The organism is Devosia riboflavina (assembly GCF_000743575.1).
Classification (GTDB): Bacteria; Pseudomonadota; Alphaproteobacteria; order Rhizobiales; family Devosiaceae; genus Devosia; species Devosia riboflavina.
Genome location: NZ_JQGC01000001.1, coordinates 319282 through 336688 on the forward strand (window position 1 = coordinate 319282; position 17407 = coordinate 336688).

Sequence of the window (17407 nt, forward strand, 5' to 3'; positions counted from 1 at the left end):
GCGATGTTAGGCACACAAAGTGAAACGGGGAACTATTTTTGCTGGTTGAAGTGTGGCCTGCCAGGAGCCTCTAAGGCACCTCAGCCCAGATGGCCCGAGCCAACCTATACCCTATGGCCGTGCATGGGATGGCTGACTACCGCCATCAGTTTCAAACTTCAGCCCTCGCGCCATTTCTGTCTCGAACCATCGTCGCACCGTTTGCATCATGCGGTTCGGGCGATCTTCTCTCCAAGCGAGAAACCAGTAGCCGGAACGCATCACCATGCCGAGCGGGGCAATCAGCCGGTTCTGCTCCAGCGCGTCCCAAATGGCGGGACCCGGGCCGATGGCGACGCCCTGGCCGGCTTCGGCTGCCTGTACGCTGAAGGAAAGGCTATCATACCAGACGCTTTCGCGCTGCGGCAGGACAATGCCGGCTTCGCGGGCCCAGTTGGTCCACATGTCCGGAGGCCAGCGAATGTCGAGCCGCGGCATTTGCCAGATGGCTGCCGCATCCATCGTCCGGCCCCGCACGATCATGGGGCTGATCACCGGCCCGAAGGTTTCGGGAGCGACCGGGCTGACGATCATGCCCGGAATGTCGAGCGGTTTGCCGACGCCCACATAAATATCGATAGATCGATCGGCCGGATTGATTTCGCGCGTCCAGGTGGTGATGCGGACGGACACGCCGCCCAACGCCTTTTCAAGGCTCTGCAGGCGCGGCACGAGCCAGCGCAGGAGAAAGGTGTCGGGCGCGGTCAGCATGATGGTGGACTGGTCGTGGAGGGCCCTCAAATGTTCGGTGCCCCGGTTGATCGAAGCCAGGGCCTCGGTGAGCGTCGCGGCAAAGGTCGCGGCCGCCGGGGTCAGTTTGAGGGAGCGGTTGCCGCGCTCGAAAAGCGGCACGCCAAGCTCGTCCTCGAGGTTCTTGATGTGGCGGCTGACGGCCCCGTCCGAGACGCGCAGCTCCTCGGCGGCGCGCCGGATGCTGCCGAGACGGGCCGCGACCTCGAAGGCGCGCATGGCGTTGAGCAGGTGCAGCACGATTTGCCTCAGGAAAAGTCAATCGAAACGCAAAATAGTCTGCTGTCGCCCTTCTGTCATCTGCCCTAGCGTTGGCAGAACTTTCCAAGGCAATACCTAGCCAATACGTTGTAATCGGAGCGGCTAAAAATGCCTCAGCAAAACTGCGTTATGAAAGAGTCTGCCGTTTTGAGTGACATGCACCGTATCATCATCGACTGCGATCCCGGCCATGACGACATGGCGGCCATCCTCCTGGCCGCGTGGCATCCCTCGATCCAGCTCGAAGCCATAACCGCCGTCTGCGGGAATGCGCCGCTCCACCATACGACCAACAATGCCCTGCGCATCGTCGACGCCTTTGGGCTCGATGTTCCGGTCTATGCCGGGGCCGAATTGCCGTTGCTGCATCGCTATGCCTTTCCCGCCGAGTTTCATGGGCCGAGCGGCCTCGACAGCGCGGGCGAAGAGCTGCCCCCTGCGCGCAGCAAGGCGCAGCCGCAACATGCCGTCGACGCCATCATCGAGCGGGTCGAGGCGGCTCCCGGCGAAATAACCCTCGTGGTTGTCGGACCGATGACCAATATCGCACTGGCCCTGGCTCTGCGGCCGGGCCTCGCGCAAAAGATCAAGCAGGTCATCTTCATGGGCGGCTCGGCGGGCGAAGGCAATGTCACTGCGGCGGCGGAATTCAATATCTGGGCCGATGCCGAAGCGGCGCGCATGGTGTTCCGGTCTGGCGTAAAATTGGTGATGTTCGGCCTCAATGTGACCCATCAGACGCTGATGCGCCGCGAGGATGTCGCCCAGATCCGCGCGGCCCGCGCCGGCAGCAATCCGGTGGCTGATATCATGGATTTCTACTGCGGCACCTATTACAGCTTCGCCGGGGCCGACAAGCCGGGTGCTCCGATGCACGACCCCTGCGCCGTGGCCTATCTCATCGATCCTTCCATCTTCGAGCTCACCGCCTATCCCGGCGAGGTTCTGGTGGGTGCCGATGGCGGCTATGGCCAGACCCTGATCGACCTGCGGCCGCAGGATCCCGCCCATGACCAGAGGGTCAAGAATGTCACCGTCGCCATGAAGGCCGATCCGCAACGCTTTGCCGCGCTGGTTACCCAGGCCCTGAGCTGGGCGGCCGGCCGAATTTCCTCAACCAAGTAAAGGGTGCCCAGGATGAAGACCATCACGTTTGCCATCGCCGGCCTAGCTGCCAGCCTTCTCGCCGGCACCGCGCTGGCCCAGGACAAGACGCTCAACATGATCGTCATCGAGGGTGGCGACACCGCGGCCATGCAGGCCGTGGTCGATGCCTATAAGGCCGACCACCCCGGCATTGCCATCAATCTCCAGCCCTATCCCTTCGCCCAATTCTTCCAGGTCGCCGAACTGCGCCTGCGTTCGGCCGATGCCGGCATCGACCTCGTTTATGTCGATGCGCCGCTCCTTGCGAGCTACGCGTCCCGCGGCTTCCTCTCGCCCATCGATGCGGGGATCGACACCAGTGCGCTGGTGCCCGCCGCCATCGAGGCTGGCCAGTATGAGGGCACCCAATATGCCCTGCCGATCAACAATTCGGCGCAGGTGCTCTATGTCAACAATGCGCTCTTCGAGGCCGCCGGCATTACCCCGCCGGCCGGGCTGACCAAGGGCGAAACTGCGACGCAGGCCGATATCGACACGCTCGCTTCAAGCGAACGCTGGACCTGGGAACAGGTGGCCGACGCGGCCCGCAAGCTGACCGTGACCGACAATGGCCGCACCACGACCTACGGCTTTACGGTCGAGCAGTTCGGCGAACTCTATCAGCTCCAGCCCTTCGGCGAATCTCTCGGCAGCCCCGTCATCGGCCCGGATGGCTATACAGCCAAGGGCTATCTCGACAGCGAAGCCTGGACCAAGGGCGCCACCTATTGGGGCAACCTTTACAATGCCTGGGCGGTGAGCCCCAAAAGCCTCGGCTATGGCGAGGCCGCTTCGCTCTTCGGCAATGGCCAGCTTGCCATGTTCGCCGGCGGCACCTGGAACCTGCCCATCCTTTCGGCCACCGATATCGACTTCAGCGTAGCGCCTTATCCCTATTTCGAGGGTGGTTCGGTGGTGACGCCCACCGGCTCCTGGTATGTCGGGGTCAATGCCGCCTCCGCCAATCAGGCCGAGGCCATGGATTTTGCCAGCTACCTGACCACCAGCGATGCCGGCACCAAGGTCTGGTTCGACAGCCTCCAGCAATTGCCCACCTATAAGCCCCTGCTCGACACCATCAGCACCGCGCCGGAATACGATGCCTTCCCGCAAAACGTCTTCCGTCTCGGGGTCTATGACTCGCTGAACACGGCCAAGGCCCGCCCAGTAACGGCTGCCTATGGCCAGTTGCAGGATGCCTTCCGCACGGCCTTTGTCGACATCGCCAATGGCGTGCCGGTTGCCGATGCCCTGGCCAGCGCCGTACAAAAATTCGAGTCCGCCGCGTCTCGCGTCGCGCAGTAAACGTCAAAGGGCGCCCGACCTCCCGCGGGCGCCCGAGGGAAACGACAATGTTCCGATCGCGCACTCCGGTTTTGCTGATTGCAGCCCTTCTGGCTCCGGCGCTGATCGGGCTTGTCGTTTTCCGCCTTTATCCGGTGGCCCTGGCGGTCAGCGACAGCTTCTTCAACATAGTGCGCGGGCAGCAGGTCTTTGTCGGCTTCGACAATTACCTCTCGCTGCTTTCGGACCGCACCTTCTGGAAATCCATGCAGGTGACCTTCTGGTTCAACCTGCTGATCAACCCCATCCAGATCGCCCTCGCGCTGGGCCTGGCCCTGCTCTATGTCCAGCAGTTCCGGGGCGTCACGCTTTACCGTGTGCTCTTTCTCATCCCCATTGGCGTCTCCCTGCCCACGGCCGTGATCATCTGGCGCATCATGCTCACCCAGGACGGTCTCGTGAACGGGCTGATCGGCATTGCCGGCGTGCCTGCCCAACCCTGGCTGACCTCGGAAAGCCTCGCGCTCTATTCGATCATCGCCATCGCCACCTGGAAGGGCATTTCCTACTGGATGATCTTCATCATCGGCGGGCTGCAGACCATCTCGCCCGAAATCTACGACGCCGCGCGCCTCGATGGCGTCAAGCCCTGGCAGCGCCTGATCTTCATCACCATTCCGCTCTTGCGGCCCACCCTGCTTTTCGTGCTGGTCGCCGATGTCTCGATCAATTTCCTGCTCTTTGCGCCGATCTTCATGCTGACCCAGGGCGGTCCGGCCGATAGCACCAATGTGCTGATGTACGAGGCCTATAAATCGGGCTTCATCTTCGGCGATATGGGCCGGGCCATGGCCATCATCGTCGTCGTGGTCGCCATTCTGCTCATCATCGTTGCAGCGCAGTTCAAGCTGCTTTCGGGCCGGGAGGCACGCCAATGACCGCTCGCAGTGACCGGCCAGGCAAGGCTCTGAGCCTTGGGCTCAAGCATCTCGCCTATCTCATCATCGCCTTCATCTTCGTGCTGCCCTTGTGGTGGGCGATCGTGTCGTCGCTGCGCCCCAATAGCGCGATCTTTGCGGATATTTTTCCGTTCACGCCCAAGGCGCTTTTGCCGGCGCCCTTCACCCTCGAAGCCTATGGCGGCATTTTCGAGCGCGGCTTCGGGCTCATCATCGCCAACACCATGCTGGTGGCCCTGGTGACCATGGCGGCGGGGCTGATCGTCAACGGCGCGGCGGGATTTGCCTTTGCCATGTTCGACTTCAAGGGCAAGAAGTTCATCCTCTCGGCCATCATCATCAGCTTCATGCTGCCCTTTGAGGCCATCGCCCTGCCGCTCTATACGGTCACCCAGCAATTGGGGTGGCTCGACAATATCGCGGCCCTGATCGTGCCCAGCGTCGCCAATGGGCTTGCCGTCTTCCTCTTCTATCAGTTCTTCAGCCAGGTGCCGAAGGACTATGCCGAGGCGGCCCGGCTCGATGGGGTGAGCTGGATCGACATTCTGCTGCGCATCTATGTGCCGCTGTCGCTTCCCACCTGCATCAGCGCGGCGCTTTTGCTGTTCATCTTCCAGTGGGAGGCCTTTCTCTGGCCGCTGCTGGCCATGCCCAGCCAGCAGTTCAAGGTCATCCAGGTCGGCATGGCCGCCTTCCAGCAACAATATCAAACCATCTGGAACCAGCTTTTTGCGGTTTCGGTCATCACCGCTTTGATCCCCATCGCCCTGCTTTTGCCCCTGCAGCGTTATTACGTGCAGGGTCTGGCCGGGGCCGGCATCAAGGGCTGAAGGAGTTTTCCGTGGCGAGCCTGTCGCTTTCCAAAGTCCGCAAGTCTTTCGGCGAGACCCATATCATCCACGGCGTCGACCTCGAGATTGGGAACGGCGAATTCGTCGTCTTTGTCGGCCCTTCCGGCTGTGGCAAGTCGACCCTGTTGCGCATGATTGCCGGGCTCGAAAGCGTCAGCGACGGCACCATCACCATTGGCGGGCGCGATGTGACGAAACTCGACCCGTCAGAGCGGGGCGTCGCCATGGTCTTTCAGTCCTATGCGCTCTACCCGCATATGAGCGTGCGCGACAATATCGGCTTCGGCCTCAGGATGAACGGCATGCCTCGCGCTGAAGTCGAGCGCAAGGTTGCAGAAGCGGCCAGCGCGCTGCACCTGACCGAATTGCTCGACCGTAAGCCCAAGCAGCTTTCCGGCGGCCAGCGCCAGCGCGTGGCCATCGGCCGGGCCATCGTCCGTCAGCCGGACGTCTTTCTTTTCGACGAGCCGCTGAGCAATCTCGACGCGGAACTGCGCGTACAGATGCGGCTCGAAATTGCCCGGCTGCATACCGAACTGGCGGCGACCATGATCTATGTCACCCACGACCAGGTCGAAGCCATGACGCTGGCCGACAAGATCGTGGTGCTGCGCGCCGGCCGCGTCGAACAGGCAGGGACGCCCCTTGCCCTCTACGATGATCCTGCCAATCTTTTCGTCGCCGGCTTTATCGGCTCTCCGCGCATGAATTTTATGCGCGCCCGGCAGGACGAAAACGGGGTGATCCGACTGACCGATCACGGCAATGCGGAAGTTTCGCTGTCGCTGGGCTCAGGCCCACAGCCGGGCCGAGACCTTCTGCTCGGCATTCGGCCCGAGCATTTTGGTCCCAACCTGCCGGTACGCCTGAGCGTCATGGTCGATCTCGTCGAGCATCTGGGCGGCGCGTCCTACGCCTATGTGGGCTCGGGTAGCTCCCACCCCCTGACGCTCGAAATGCGCGAGGGCAGGAATGTCGTGCGCGGTACGGCTCTTGAAACCGGCTTCGATCCAGCGCGCGCCTTTCTCTTCGACGCGACGAGCGGGGAAAGGATACGGTAAAACATCTGTTGGGGGCGTCCGCTACGCCGTAGCCGCCTGTTGTACTCTTTCGTCAGCCAGATGACCCGCGCGTTGCGCGATAACAGCGCAGACAAAAAGCTGAATCTGATGGAAGAGCATCAGGGGCAGAATGATCATGCTGACGGCCTGCCCCGCGAACAGGATATTGGCCATGGGCAGACCACTGGCGAGGCTCTTCTTTGAGCCGCAGAACAGCAGCGTCAACCGATCAGCGGGGTCAAGCCCGGCGGCGCGTCCTGCCAACCATGTACTCACCATGACAAAGGCAAGAAGCAGGATATCGGCCACGATGATGATCGTAAGGCTGCCGAGGCCTACTTCCTCCCAGATACCGGCGATCACGCCGGCGCTGAAGGCCGAGTAGACGATGATGAGAATGGAGCCGCGATCGACCACCTGCGTCAGGAGCGTGTGCCGGCTGATAAAGCCGCCGACGAGCGGCCGAAGCAACTGGCCAAGAATGAAGGGCGCCAGGATCTGCAGCCCGATATCCATGATGGATTGAAGCGATATCCCTTCGCCCGAGGAGTGGAGAAGGAGGGCAACCAGAGCCGGGGTGAGGAAAACACCGAGAATATTGGACGTCGATGCGGCGCAGACGGCGGCAGGAACATTGCCACGCGCTATCGAGGTAAAGGCGATGGACGACTGCACGGTAGACGGCAGGACGGAAAGATAGACGATACCGATCGCCAGCTCGTCCTCAATCCACGGCGACAGTGCGGCCGCCAGTATGAGGCCGCAGAGCGGAAACAGCAGGTAGGTAAAACCGAAGACCAGTCCTTGCAGCCGCCAATTGGTGATCCCCGCCACGATGGCACTGGTATTGAGCTTGGCGCCGTAGAGGAAGAACAGAAAGGCGACGGCGAAATAGGCGACCTGATCGACGATCTCCGCCCCGATACCGGATGCAGGCAAGAGCGTAGCCAGCACCACGGTACCGACGAGCAGAAACAGGTAGTAATCGAGACCGAAGCGCTTCAGGCGTTTAGCGAGTGACATTGTGCTGTGCCGGATCAATCAGAGAGAGGTTGCAGAATAAAGGAATGGGGCAATGCTCATTGTCACCATCCGCGATTGGAATTCGTTGGCGAGCGTTTTGCCGCTCCTAGAGACCCGACTACCATTTTCGGAACTACCATGATCCCCGTTGGCGCAGCCAGCTCGCTGCCCCTTCGAGCCCGCCGAATGGAAATACGTGCATCTGCACGATGACCGGTCGTGCCGAAATGGGCAATTGTTCCTCGATTGTCGTGACAAAGGCTTCCGGCACATAGCCGGTCGTGAGCGACAAAAGACTGCCCCCGCTTCTCTTGAACATCGAGAGTGAGTTTCCCACACCGCAAAGCCTTGCATATTTGAGCAGTGTCGAGACGGTTGCTGGGCCCGCGACGCCGATATGCACTGGAGCATCGATACCAATCTTTGCAAGGGTCTCCGCCCATGTCACGGCACGCATGGGGTCAAAGCCGAATTGGGTGACGATACGCAAGCGCGCACCACTTCGGTCGGCAAAATCCTGCTTCTGCCGAAGGGCATCGATTGCAAATGTTTCGGTAAAATCTGGACTGCCTTCGGGATGACCTGCGACGGCTATGTCCTTGATACCGAACCGATCGCAAATGCCGCTATCCAGGATATCCATGGCACTGGCATAGGGGCCCATGGGCGTAGCGATGCCGCCGCCAACCACGAGGACATCATCGACACCGGCATGCTCGGCAAGTTGTCCTAAGCGTCTCTCCAGGGCCTCTTGGCCTGCGATCCGCCGTGCCGCCAGATGCGGCACGGGAACGCAGCCGATATCCTTGAGACGCCGTGCCGCCTGAAGCATTTCGGCTTCGGAGTTGGGGCCACCGATGTCAGCGAGGTAGACCCGCGTTCCCGCAGGCAGCAATATCGCGAGTTGATCATTTGCCGGGATCTGTCTGGGCAGGATTTCGATTGACGCGGGGAGCGGACGGCCAGTGACTGGTTCCGGGGCAAACATATGAAAACTCTGGAGGTCTAGCCGCGGAGATAACGGCGCATGCAATAGAGCAGTGTTGCCCGCTCCTCGTTCTCTCGAATGTCGATCACGCGTCCGAAAAGGACGCGGTGAGTTGCTTCGTCGACGGCATTGGTCAGCTCGCATTCAAAACTCACCGAAGCATTCGCCAGCACGGGGACACCCGTAAGTCCGTCGCCCCATTCGCCATGTGCAAACCGGTCGCTGCTCGGCATCCTGCCACCAAAGACGTCCGATATCTCTTCCTGACCCGGCATCAGCGTGTTGACGCAGAAATAGCGCGAGCCCTCAAAAGCCGGAAAAGACGAACTCCCGCGATTGATGCAGACGAGCAGTGTTGCGGGCGTATCGCTGACGCTGCAGACGGCCGAAGCCGTGAAGCCGAAGCGCTTGCCGCCAGACAGGGTGGTGACGACACTGACTGAGGTGCCGAGGCGCGACATGCCGTTGCGATACGTGGCTTGGTCCACAATGTCGAAACGGTGATCCACCATGTTCATGTTGGTCTCTCTGGTGCGCTGAGATGAACAAAAAACGAGGCGCACGGCGCGCGCCCTGTTCGTATTGGGCCGGTCCGACCATGCCGAAGAAGCCGGCACGGTCGACTGGATGGAGCCCGAAGGCGCTAGGCCGAGAGTTCCTTGCGGAGGATTTCAGCGCCTGCGCTCAAGGCATTCAGCTTGCCCGTCGCCACCGCGCGGGACAGCGGGGCCATGCCGCAATTGGTGCTGGGATAGAGTTTGTCCGCATCGACAAACTTCAGGGCCTTTCGCAGCGTATCGGCGACTTCTTCCGGCGTCTCGATGGTGTTGGACGCCACGTCAATGGCCCCGACCATGACCTTCTTGCCGCGGATGAGCTCGATGAGATCCATCGGAACGTGCGAGTTGTGGCACTCGAGCGAAATCAGATCGATATTGGACTTTTGGAGCTTGGGGAAAGTCCGTTCATACTGCCGCCACTCGTCCCCGAGCGTCTTTTTCCAATCGGTATTGGCCTTGATGCCATAGCCATAGCAAATATGGACCGCCGTCTCGCACTTGAGACCTTCGATCGCCCTTTCGAGGGTGGCAACGCCCCAGTCGTTCACCTCGTCGAAGAAGACGTTGAATGCCGGCTCGTCGAACTGGATAATATCGACACCCGCCGCTTCCAGTTCCCTGGCTTCTTCGTTGACGATCTTGGCAAATTCCCAGGCCAGTTTCTCGCGGCTCTTGTAGTGTGCGTCATAGAGCGTATCGATCATGGTCATCGGTCCTGGCAGGGCCCATTTGATGGGCTGGCTGGTCTGCTGACGCAGGAACTTGGCGTCCTCCACGAAAACCGATTTGGGGCGCGAGACGGCGCCAACGACAGTGGGCACGCTCGCATCGTAGCGATCGCGAATTCTGACGGTCTCGCGCTTCTCGAAATCGACGCCGTCGAGGTGCTCGATGAACGTGGTGACGAAATGCTGGCGCGTCTGTTCGCCGTCGCTGACGATATCAATACCTGCCTGCCGTTGATCGGCGAGGGTCACGCGCAGGGCATCCTGCTTGCCCTCGATCAATTCCTCGCCCTGCAATTTCCAGGGCGACCAGAGTTTTTCGGGCTGAGCAAGCCAGGACGGCTTCGGCAGGCTGCCGGCAGTGGAGGTTGGCAAAAGTCTTTTCATGATAGGCGACCTTGTCGTCGTGGTTGTCTTAGGCGGCGTAATTGGCGGACCACTGATCAAGCACGGACTTGTAGGGCTTGATGAAGTGTTCCTCGGCGAACTTGCCCTGCTCGACGGCCAACCGGCTTCGTTCTTCCCGGTCATAGACGACGCGAGTGAGCGAATAATCCTGGTGCTTCAGATCCGGCTGGTAAATCGCCCCTGCCGCCGAATTGGCATTGTAGATTTCCGGCCGGTAGATTTTCTGGAACGTCTCCATCGTACTGATGGTGCTGATCAACTCGAGATTGGTGTAGTCGCCCAGCAGGTCGCCAATGAAGTAAAAGGCCAGTGGGGCCACGCTGTTTGGCGGCATGAAGTAGCGAACCTGCATCCCCATTTTCGCAAAATACTGATCGGTCGATGAAAAATCGTCCTGCTTGTATTCGATGCCCATGACGGGGTGCTGATTTTCAGTCCGCTGATACGTCTTGCTGCTCGACGCGCTGATGCAAATAACAGGCAGCTTGCTGAAGTTCGCCTTGTAGGCATCCGACGTCAGGAAAGCCTTGAACAGCTTTCCATGCAGGTCACCGAAGCTCTCCGGAATGCTGAATTTGGCCTGGTTTTTATTATGTTCGGGCAGCACCACACTGAAGTCGTAGTCACGCACATAAGACGAGAAATTGTTCCCGACAATGCCTTCGATGCGGTCGTTCGTCTTCCTGTCGACGATGTTGGTCTTTAGGATTTCAATCAACGGAAAGGCATCGCCATTGCCTTCGGCACCAAAGTTCAGCTCGACGGAAATGATATCGAGCTCGACCGAGTAGCGGTCGCCCTTGGGGTTATCCCAATGCGCCAAGGCGTTGAAACGATTGTCGATCATTCTCAAGGCGTTGCGCAGGTTTTCCTGGCGGCTCTCTCCCCTCGCCAGATTGGCAAAGTTGGTCGTGATCCGCGTATTTTCAGAGGGCTTGTAGTCCTCGTCGAAGGCAACGCTCTTGATTGCGAATTTCAGGCCTTTGGTCATTTTGGTTTGGCGCTCTGTTGTCGTTCTTGGTGTTTCAGGCGGCGGTCTTGACGGCGGTGCGTCTGGACAGCGCGCGGTCCTCGCCGAGGCACGAAGTGCACCCGAAACCGGCGGATGGCATGCCAAGGATGCCGACTGGAATTTTACTCTGAGACATGTGTGCCCCAATGTGTTGGAGGCATGGGTTCAGTGAACGCATAGCAAGCCAGGCCGCAAAGCAGCCCATGCTACGGCACACCAGGACACCCCGCCCGTGGACGTTATTTCGCCTAAGGCAGGTCTCCTGGCTCACGGATCATCGCCTCCGTCCGTCTTCCCGGGGGCTACCCCAGTGACATGGTGGACATCAGCTCGCCGCTTACAGTTGCGGGGGCAGCGCCGGCTTTCCCGAACGAGACGGGGCACCGACTTCCCTCTTAGCCCCCGTGCGTTGCAGGCAACGACAGGGGAACCTAGGCAGCCTCACTTTCCCGCACCTGCCACACGGAGTCAATAGCACATAAAGATATCTTTATATCTTTACATCATCCGGGCAACGCCGATCTTCTGAAAGCTCCGGTTGCTCGCAGTTTGCTATCGCATTTCGGCATAGCACCATCGAATAAGTCTATTTGCCAATCGGTGGGCGCGACGCGCATGGTTGAGGCAAGGGAGACTTACTAGGACATCGCCGTGCACTACCCTCGCTTTGGCCAGACTGGCCTGAAGACGTCATCGCTTTGCCTCGGGACCATGGGCATCGGCTCTTCCAAATGGAAGGGCTGGGTGCTGGACGAGGACCGCTCGGTACCCATCCTCAAGGCCGCGCTCGATGCCGGCATCAACTTTTTCGATATGGCGGATTGGTACTCGACCGGGCTCAACGAGCGGGTGGTCGGTCGCACCCTGCTGTCGATGACCGAGCGCGAAAAGCTGGTGCTGGCCACCAAGGCCTTCTACCCGATGAGCGACGATGCCAATGATCGCGGCCTATCGCGAAAACACCTGATGGCCTCCATCGACCGCTCGCTGGCCCAGATGGGCACTGACTATGTCGACCTCTACGTCATCCATGCCTTCGATCCGGAAACCCCGATCGAGGAAACCATGCGGGCCCTGCATGACATCGTGGTTTCCGGCAAGGCCCGCTATATCGGCGCGTCCACGATGTATGCTTGGCAATTCGCCAAGATGAACCATGTCGCCGAGCAGAAGGGCTGGACCCGTTTCGTCAACATGCAGTGCCAGTATTCGCTGCTCTACCGCGAGGAAGAGCGCGAAATGATGCCCTATTGCCAGGATGAGGGCATTGCGGTCACCACCTTCTCGCCGCTGGCGCGCGGTTACCTCGCCGGTGGCGGCACCCCCGGCAGGGCGGCGTTTGACCCCTATCTCGACTGGTTTGGCGACGCCATCGACCAGGAGATCGCCGCGCGCGTCAACCAGGTCGCCCGCCAGCGCGGCGTGCCGCCCAGCCAGGTCGCGCAAGCCTGGGTGATAGGCTCGGGCAACAGCTCTGTGCCATTGGTCGGTGCGGAAAGCCCCGAACAACTCATGGTGGCCATTGCCGCCCTCACGTTCGAATTGTCGGCCGAAGAGCGAGCCTTTCTCGAAGAGCCGTACCGGCCGCGCGACGTGATCAACGACTATAACCCCATCCGTCGCGCCCGCGGCCCGGCACCCGCCCCGGCGCCTGCCCTCGCTGCTATTTCCTGATCCCTATTCCCGGAGACAACCATGCTGTTCATCGGTGAAGGCTTTGAAGGCTCCGGCCCGAACGCTGCCCATATCAATCTCTATATCGGCCCCAAGAGCGGCCCCATTTCCGGCGCCGTCGCGACTGCCGCGGCCAGCCCCGGTCCTGGTCACCTGCCATTCCAGACCATCCTCAAGCCCAACCTGCCGGCCAAGCCGGTGACCCTGTTCATCGCCAAGGCGGTGTTGCAGCCGGGCACGCACGAGACGATGACCTGGGGGCCGGCCCAGGCTGGTGTGGCGGCGGGCATCACTGGCGCATTGCTGGACGGCACCCTGCCGCCGGAGGCGGAGGATGACTGGCTTGCCATCGCCGCCGTCTGGGTCAATCCGGCCGCCGACAGCGCCGAAGAGGTCTATGCCAACAACAAGGCGGCGACCTACATGGCCGCCAAGCGCTCGTTGATCAAGCAGTGGCCCAGCCGCGACGAATTGCGGGCAGGACTTGCCACCATTGGCAATCCGTTCTTCACGCCAAAGGTTGCCTGAACATGCAACTGGTAGAACGGCAGGCGCTGATCGGCGGCAACTGGGCGGACGCGACGAGCGGCAAGCGCTTCGCCGTGCTCAACCCCGCCAGTGGAAGCGAAATCGCCGCCGTGCCCGATTGCGGCCCAGCCGAGGCGCAGGCCGCGCTCAAGGCAGCGGCGACCGCATTCCAGAGCTGGCGCCAAACCACCGCGGCCCAGCGCTCGACCGTATTGCGCAAATGGGCCGAGCTGATGCTGGCCAATCAGGATGAGCTGGCGCGCCTGCTGACCGCCGAGCAGGGCAAGCCCCTCTCAGAGGCCAAGGGCGAGGTTGCCTATGCTGCCGGATTTCTCACCTGGTTCGCCGACGAAGGCCGCCGGGCCCACGGTGGCGTCGTGCCCAGTCATCGCGCCGATGCGCGCATCGTTGTCATGAAAGAGCCGGTGGGTGTGGTCGCGGCCGTGACGCCGTGGAACTTTCCACTGGCCATGATCACCCGCAAAATTGGCCCGGCTTTGGCCGCTGGCTGCACCATCGTCATCAAACCCGCCGAGGATACGCCGCTATCGGCACTGGCACTGGCGCGACTGGGCGAAGCGGCGGGTGTCCCCGCCGGCGTCGTCAGCGTCGTCACCACACGATCGCCCGCCGACGTGGTCGGCGTCTGGATGGCGAGCCCCCTCGTGCGCAAGCTGAGCTTCACCGGCTCGACCAACACCGGCAAACTGCTGATGCGGCAGGCGGCCGATACGGTCAAGCGGCTTAGCCTCGAACTGGGCGGCAACGCGCCGCTGATCGTCTTCGACGATGCCGATATCGAAGTGGCGGTGCGGGGCACCATCGCGTCGAAATTCCGCAATACCGGCCAGACCTGCGTCTGCGCCAACCGTATCCTCGTCGAGGATGGCATTTACGATCGCTATGCTGCGGCGCTGGCCGAGGCCGTCGCCGCCCTAAAAGTCGCGCCCGGCGAAGAAGACGGCGCCGCGCAGGGACCACTGATCAACCAGCCGGCGCTCGACAAGGTCGAGCGGCATGTTGCAGATGCCACCGCCAAGGGCGCCACCGTGCTGACGGGTGGCAAGGCTCATGCGCGCGGCGGGCTGTTCTATGCACCGACCGTGCTCACCGGCATGACGAGCGACATGGCCCTGGCCAGCGAAGAAACCTTCGGCCCGGTCGCCGGACTCTTCCGCTTCGAGGGCGAAGCCGAAGCCATTGCCCTGGCCAATGCCACCGAAACCGGGCTCTCGGCCTATTTCTTCACCCGCGATCTGGCTCGCGCCTGGCGGGTGGCAGCCGCGCTCGAGGCGGGCATGGTGGGCATCAATGAAGGGGTCATTTCCACCGAGGTCGCGCCCTTTGGCGGCATCAAGCAATCGGGCCTGGGGCGCGAGGGCGCCAGCGAAGGGCTCGATGAATATCTGGAGAGCAAATACGTGCTGTTCGGGGGGCTTTCGGCGTAATCATGGAGGCGCGTTCCCCCCAGCCCAGGAAGGATCCAGCCATGGATCGCCGCCGCCTCCCTCTCAACGCCTTGCGGGCCTTCGAGGCCGTCGCCCACTTCGGCAGCTTCACGGCGGCGGCCGCTGCCCTCAACATCGCCCAGAGCGCGCTTTCCCGCCATGTCATTTCGCTGGAGGACGGCCTCGGTCGCAAGCTCTTCGAACGCGGACACAAGTCGATCGCGTTGACCGAAGACGGACAGACGCTGCTGGCGGGCGTGGCGCGCGGCTTCGACCGGATCGAGCAAGCGATCGACGCCGTCAGCGCCCCCGATGGCCAGCGTCAGCGACGCCTGCGCATCAACCTGCCGCCCAGCTTTGCCATGAAGCTCACCATTCCCCTGCTGACCGATTTCCGGCGCAGCTTTCCCGATGTCGTGCTCGATGTCTCGACCCCTTATGGCGGGCCGGACAAGGAGTTCGATATTGCCGTGGTTTATGATCGTCCGTCGGTGGACGAGTGGATTACCGACCTGCTCTGGGAGGAGCGGCCTACGATCCTCTGCCACCCGGACCTGGTGAGCAGCGGCAGCTTGGACTTGCGGCGCCTGGTGGCGGAAAACGAGATCGTCCACGTCAAGATCGTCGACACCGAGCCCTACCACACCTGGCAGGGCTTCATGCGCCAGAACGGATTCGGCGAAGTCTCGGTGGCGCGCGGCCTCACCTTCGACAGTGCCAGCCTGGCGGTGCAATACGCACTCTCCGGACAGGGGCTCGCCCTGGTCGATCCTGTGCTGTTCCACGACGATATCGTGGGCGGGCGTCTCGTCGTCCCGGTCGCCGCCGAGCACTACGAGGGCTTCGGCTACTACCTCAAGATCGATGCGGAGGGATTGGGCGATCCGCTGATCTCGGCCTTCCGCTCCTGGCTCATCAGCCGCTTCAGAAATCGCAATGGAAACGACGGCGAAAAGCCCGTCCTGCGCGTGGTCCGATCCAACTCGGACCTATCAACCGTCATGGAGGAGAACAAGCATGACCGAACTGAAAACCAATAGCGGCGCACCCCTGCACCGGGATGTTGCCGATCTGTGCGCACAGGTTCGCTCGGGAACCATCGACCGCCGCGGCTTCCTGCGCGCCACGGCCTGGCTAGGCGTGTCCATGGCTTCGGCGGGCGCATTCCTCGGCATGGGAGAGCCTGCGCTGGCGCAGGACGAAACCCCTGTGGATGGCGGTACCCTGCGCTTTGCCTGCCAGATCCAGGAATTGACTGATCCGATGCTGACGAGCTGGATCGAGGCGTCGAACCTCTTCCGCAACAGCCTCGAATTCCTCACCTATGTCGATGCCAACAACGTCACCCATCCCTATCTAGCCAAGAGCTGGACGCCGTCGAGCGACCTCAAGACCTGGGACTTCGAACTTGACGAGCGTGCGGTCTGGTCCAATGGCGATGCGCTGACGCCTGAAGACGTGATCTTCAACATCCAGCGCTGGATCGCCCCGGAAAGCCAGTCGTCCAACAAGACGGCCTTCGCCGCCATCTCGAATGTGGAAAAGACCGGCGATCACAGCTTCCGCATCACCCTGTCGCGCGCGGTATCCTCGCTGCCCGAGCAGCTCTATTCCTATACCTGCCCGATCCTGCATCGCAATTTCGAGGCCGACGGGGCCAACTGGCCGGCCAATCCGATCGGCACCGGCCCCTACAGCCTCGTAACCTATGAAGTCGGTCGGCAGGCAACCTTCAAGAAGCGTGCCGATTACTGGGGCACCCCGGCCCATCTCGACGAGATCCACTATATCGATCTCGGCGCCGACATCACCACCCACCTCGCTGCCCTCGCCAGCGGACAGGTGGACATCCTCTACCGCACGACCATCGCCGAATATGACCTGATGAAATCGCTGCCCAATGTGCAGGTGCTTTCCGGTCGCGCGGCCAACACGCTCGTCATGCGCATGCAGGTCGACCAGAAGCCGTTCGACGACATCCGCGTGCGCCAGGCCGTGTTGCTGGCCGCCGACAACCAGCAGATGCTCGATATCGCCTATCGCGGCGAGGGCGATCTGGCCGCCAACTTCCATGTTTCGCCGAGCCAGGCGGATTACTTCCCGCTCGAGGCCATTCCGCGCGACGTCGCCAAGGCCAAGGCGCTGCTGGCAGAAGCCGGCTATGCCGACGGCATCGACCTCGAGATCACGCTGGGCAATACCCAGGGCAAGTGGGAGCAGGATACCGCACAGGTACTGCAGCAGAACCTGGCCGAGGCCGGCATCCGGCTCGCCCTCAATGTGCTGCCCGCTTCACAGTACTGGCCGGTGTGGGACAAGGTGCCATTTGGGTTGACCTTCTGGGCCCATCGTCCGCTTGGCTCGATGACGCTCGATCTGGCCTATCGCACGGGTGGCGCCTGGAACGAAAGCCACTTCGCGAGCCCCGAATTCGATGCGGCACTCGACAAGGCCATGGCTGTGGTGGACCCATCCAAGCGTCCAGAAGCCATGCGTGAGGTCGAGACGATCCTGCGCGACGCCGCCGTGATGGTGCAGGCCTATTGGCCGAGCCGCTTTACGGCAGCAGCCCAGACCGTGCGCGGCTTCGAACTGCACCCGGCTGACTACTTCCGCATGGATGGTGTCTGGCTCGCTCAGGCCTGATCCCGCTGCGGGCTGCCTCCGGGCGGCCCGCCATCCGTTTCGCA

The 17407-nt window shown here is 61.6% G+C and carries 16 protein-coding genes and 1 riboswitch; of the genes, 10 read left to right on the forward strand and 6 right to left on the reverse strand.

Annotated features, from left to right (window positions below):
* Positions 1 to 111 precede the first annotated feature (111 nt).
* A complete protein-coding gene (locus tag JP75_RS01355; protein WP_035078022.1) occupies positions 112 to 1029 on the reverse strand; it encodes a LysR family transcriptional regulator in 918 nt (305 codons plus the stop codon).
* Positions 1030 to 1206: 177 nt separating this feature from the next.
* On the opposite strand from JP75_RS01355, the gene JP75_RS01360 reads away from it, so the two are divergent.
* The 5 genes from JP75_RS01360 to JP75_RS01380 are packed head-to-tail and all read left to right on the forward strand — an operon-like array spanning position 1207 to position 6351.
* Positions 1207 to 2175 carry a nucleoside hydrolase gene (locus tag JP75_RS01360; RefSeq protein ID WP_035078024.1) on the forward strand — a complete coding sequence of 323 codons (969 nt, stop codon included), beginning with the start codon at positions 1207 to 1209 and terminating at the stop codon, positions 2173 to 2175.
* A gap of 12 nt (positions 2176 to 2187) precedes the next feature.
* Positions 2188 to 3501, forward strand: a complete 1314-nt coding sequence (locus JP75_RS01365; protein WP_035078027.1) for an ABC transporter substrate-binding protein — start codon at positions 2188 to 2190, stop codon at positions 3499 to 3501.
* 47 nt (positions 3502 to 3548) lie between these two features.
* A complete protein-coding gene (locus JP75_RS01370) occupies positions 3549 to 4418 on the forward strand; it encodes a carbohydrate ABC transporter permease (protein ID WP_051960094.1) in 870 nt (289 codons plus the stop codon).
* Positions 4415 to 5269, forward strand: coding sequence for a carbohydrate ABC transporter permease (locus tag JP75_RS01375; RefSeq protein WP_035078030.1), 855 nt, complete (start codon positions 4415 to 4417; stop codon positions 5267 to 5269). Before JP75_RS01370 ends, JP75_RS01375 begins: the two co-directional genes overlap by 4 nt.
* An 11-nt stretch (positions 5270 to 5280) precedes the next feature.
* Positions 5281 to 6351 carry an ABC transporter ATP-binding protein gene (locus JP75_RS01380; RefSeq protein ID WP_035078032.1) on the forward strand — a complete coding sequence of 357 codons (1071 nt, stop codon included), beginning with the start codon at positions 5281 to 5283 and terminating at the stop codon, positions 6349 to 6351.
* A gap of 21 nt (positions 6352 to 6372) precedes the next feature.
* Here the strand turns inward: JP75_RS01380 and JP75_RS01385 are convergent, their stop codons facing one another.
* From JP75_RS01385 to JP75_RS01405, 5 genes are all read right to left on the reverse strand, one after another.
* Positions 6373 to 7374, reverse strand: a complete 1002-nt coding sequence (locus JP75_RS01385; RefSeq protein ID WP_035078033.1) for a bile acid:sodium symporter family protein — start codon at positions 7372 to 7374, stop codon at positions 6373 to 6375.
* Between the two features lie 133 nt (positions 7375 to 7507).
* A complete protein-coding gene (locus tag JP75_RS01390) occupies positions 7508 to 8362 on the reverse strand; it encodes a methylenetetrahydrofolate reductase (RefSeq protein ID WP_035078503.1) in 855 nt (284 codons plus the stop codon).
* Positions 8363 to 8379: 17 nt separating this feature from the next.
* Complete coding sequence (locus tag JP75_RS01395) at positions 8380 to 8880, reverse strand: flavin reductase (RefSeq protein ID WP_035078034.1); 501 nt, start codon at positions 8878 to 8880, stop codon at positions 8380 to 8382.
* Positions 8881 to 9005: 125 nt separating this feature from the next.
* Entirely contained in the window at positions 9006 to 10034 is a 1029-nt protein-coding gene (locus JP75_RS01400; protein WP_035078035.1) for a methionine synthase, read from the reverse strand.
* 28 nt (positions 10035 to 10062) lie between these two features.
* Positions 10063 to 11046: a DUF1852 domain-containing protein gene (locus JP75_RS01405; RefSeq protein ID WP_035078036.1), complete on the reverse strand. Its 984-nt coding sequence runs from the start codon at positions 11044 to 11046 to the stop codon at positions 10063 to 10065.
* A 256-nt stretch (positions 11047 to 11302) separates the two neighbouring features.
* A riboswitch (cobalamin riboswitch) is annotated at positions 11303 to 11517 on the reverse strand.
* 201 nt (positions 11518 to 11718) lie between these two features.
* Between JP75_RS01405 and JP75_RS01410 the strand changes: the two genes are divergently transcribed.
* From JP75_RS01410 to JP75_RS01430, 5 genes are read left to right on the forward strand one after another with little or no spacing between them, the layout of a single operon-like run.
* Complete coding sequence (locus JP75_RS01410) at positions 11719 to 12741, forward strand: aldo/keto reductase (protein ID WP_035078037.1); 1023 nt, start codon at positions 11719 to 11721, stop codon at positions 12739 to 12741.
* Between the two features lie 21 nt (positions 12742 to 12762).
* On the forward strand, positions 12763 to 13269 hold the full coding sequence (locus JP75_RS01415) for a formaldehyde-activating enzyme (RefSeq protein WP_035078040.1): 507 nt from the start codon (positions 12763 to 12765) through the stop codon (positions 13267 to 13269).
* A gap of 2 nt (positions 13270 to 13271) precedes the next feature.
* Complete coding sequence (locus JP75_RS01420) at positions 13272 to 14717, forward strand: NAD-dependent succinate-semialdehyde dehydrogenase (protein ID WP_035078042.1); 1446 nt, start codon at positions 13272 to 13274, stop codon at positions 14715 to 14717.
* A gap of 41 nt (positions 14718 to 14758) precedes the next feature.
* On the forward strand, positions 14759 to 15757 hold the full coding sequence (locus JP75_RS01425; protein ID WP_244446230.1) for a LysR substrate-binding domain-containing protein: 999 nt from the start codon (positions 14759 to 14761) through the stop codon (positions 15755 to 15757).
* Positions 15735 to 17363 carry an ABC transporter substrate-binding protein gene (locus JP75_RS01430; RefSeq protein ID WP_035078044.1) on the forward strand — a complete coding sequence of 543 codons (1629 nt, stop codon included), beginning with the start codon at positions 15735 to 15737 and terminating at the stop codon, positions 17361 to 17363. Before JP75_RS01425 ends, JP75_RS01430 begins: the two co-directional genes overlap by 23 nt.
* The last annotated feature ends 44 nt before the right edge of the window (positions 17364 to 17407 follow it).

What these genes read in the sequence shown, in the direction of transcription:
- JP75_RS01360 (WP_035078024.1), top strand. Translation starts at nt 1,207, where the DNA reads ATGCACCGTATCATCATCGACTGCGATCCCGGCCATGACGACATGGCG.
- JP75_RS01365 (WP_035078027.1), top strand. Translation starts at nt 2,188, where the DNA reads ATGAAGACCATCACGTTTGCCATCGCCGGCCTAGCTGCCAGCCTTCTC.
- JP75_RS01370 (WP_051960094.1), top strand. Translation starts at nt 3,549, where the DNA reads ATGTTCCGATCGCGCACTCCGGTTTTGCTGATTGCAGCCCTTCTGGCT.
- JP75_RS01375 (WP_035078030.1), top strand. Translation starts at nt 4,415, where the DNA reads ATGACCGCTCGCAGTGACCGGCCAGGCAAGGCTCTGAGCCTTGGGCTC.
- JP75_RS01385 (WP_035078033.1), bottom strand. Translation starts at nt 7,374, where the DNA reads ATGTCACTCGCTAAACGCCTGAAGCGCTTCGGTCTCGATTACTACCTG.
- JP75_RS01390 (WP_035078503.1), bottom strand. Translation starts at nt 8,362, where the DNA reads ATGTTTGCCCCGGAACCAGTCACTGGCCGTCCGCTCCCCGCGTCAATC.
- JP75_RS01395 (WP_035078034.1), bottom strand. Translation starts at nt 8,880, where the DNA reads ATGAACATGGTGGATCACCGTTTCGACATTGTGGACCAAGCCACGTAT.
- JP75_RS01400 (WP_035078035.1), bottom strand. Translation starts at nt 10,034, where the DNA reads ATGAAAAGACTTTTGCCAACCTCCACTGCCGGCAGCCTGCCGAAGCCG.
- JP75_RS01405 (WP_035078036.1), bottom strand. Translation starts at nt 11,046, where the DNA reads ATGACCAAAGGCCTGAAATTCGCAATCAAGAGCGTTGCCTTCGACGAG.
- JP75_RS01415 (WP_035078040.1), top strand. Translation starts at nt 12,763, where the DNA reads ATGCTGTTCATCGGTGAAGGCTTTGAAGGCTCCGGCCCGAACGCTGCC.
- JP75_RS01420 (WP_035078042.1), top strand. Translation starts at nt 13,272, where the DNA reads ATGCAACTGGTAGAACGGCAGGCGCTGATCGGCGGCAACTGGGCGGAC.
- JP75_RS01425 (WP_244446230.1), top strand. Translation starts at nt 14,759, where the DNA reads ATGGATCGCCGCCGCCTCCCTCTCAACGCCTTGCGGGCCTTCGAGGCC.
- JP75_RS01430 (WP_035078044.1), top strand. Translation starts at nt 15,735, where the DNA reads ATGACCGAACTGAAAACCAATAGCGGCGCACCCCTGCACCGGGATGTT.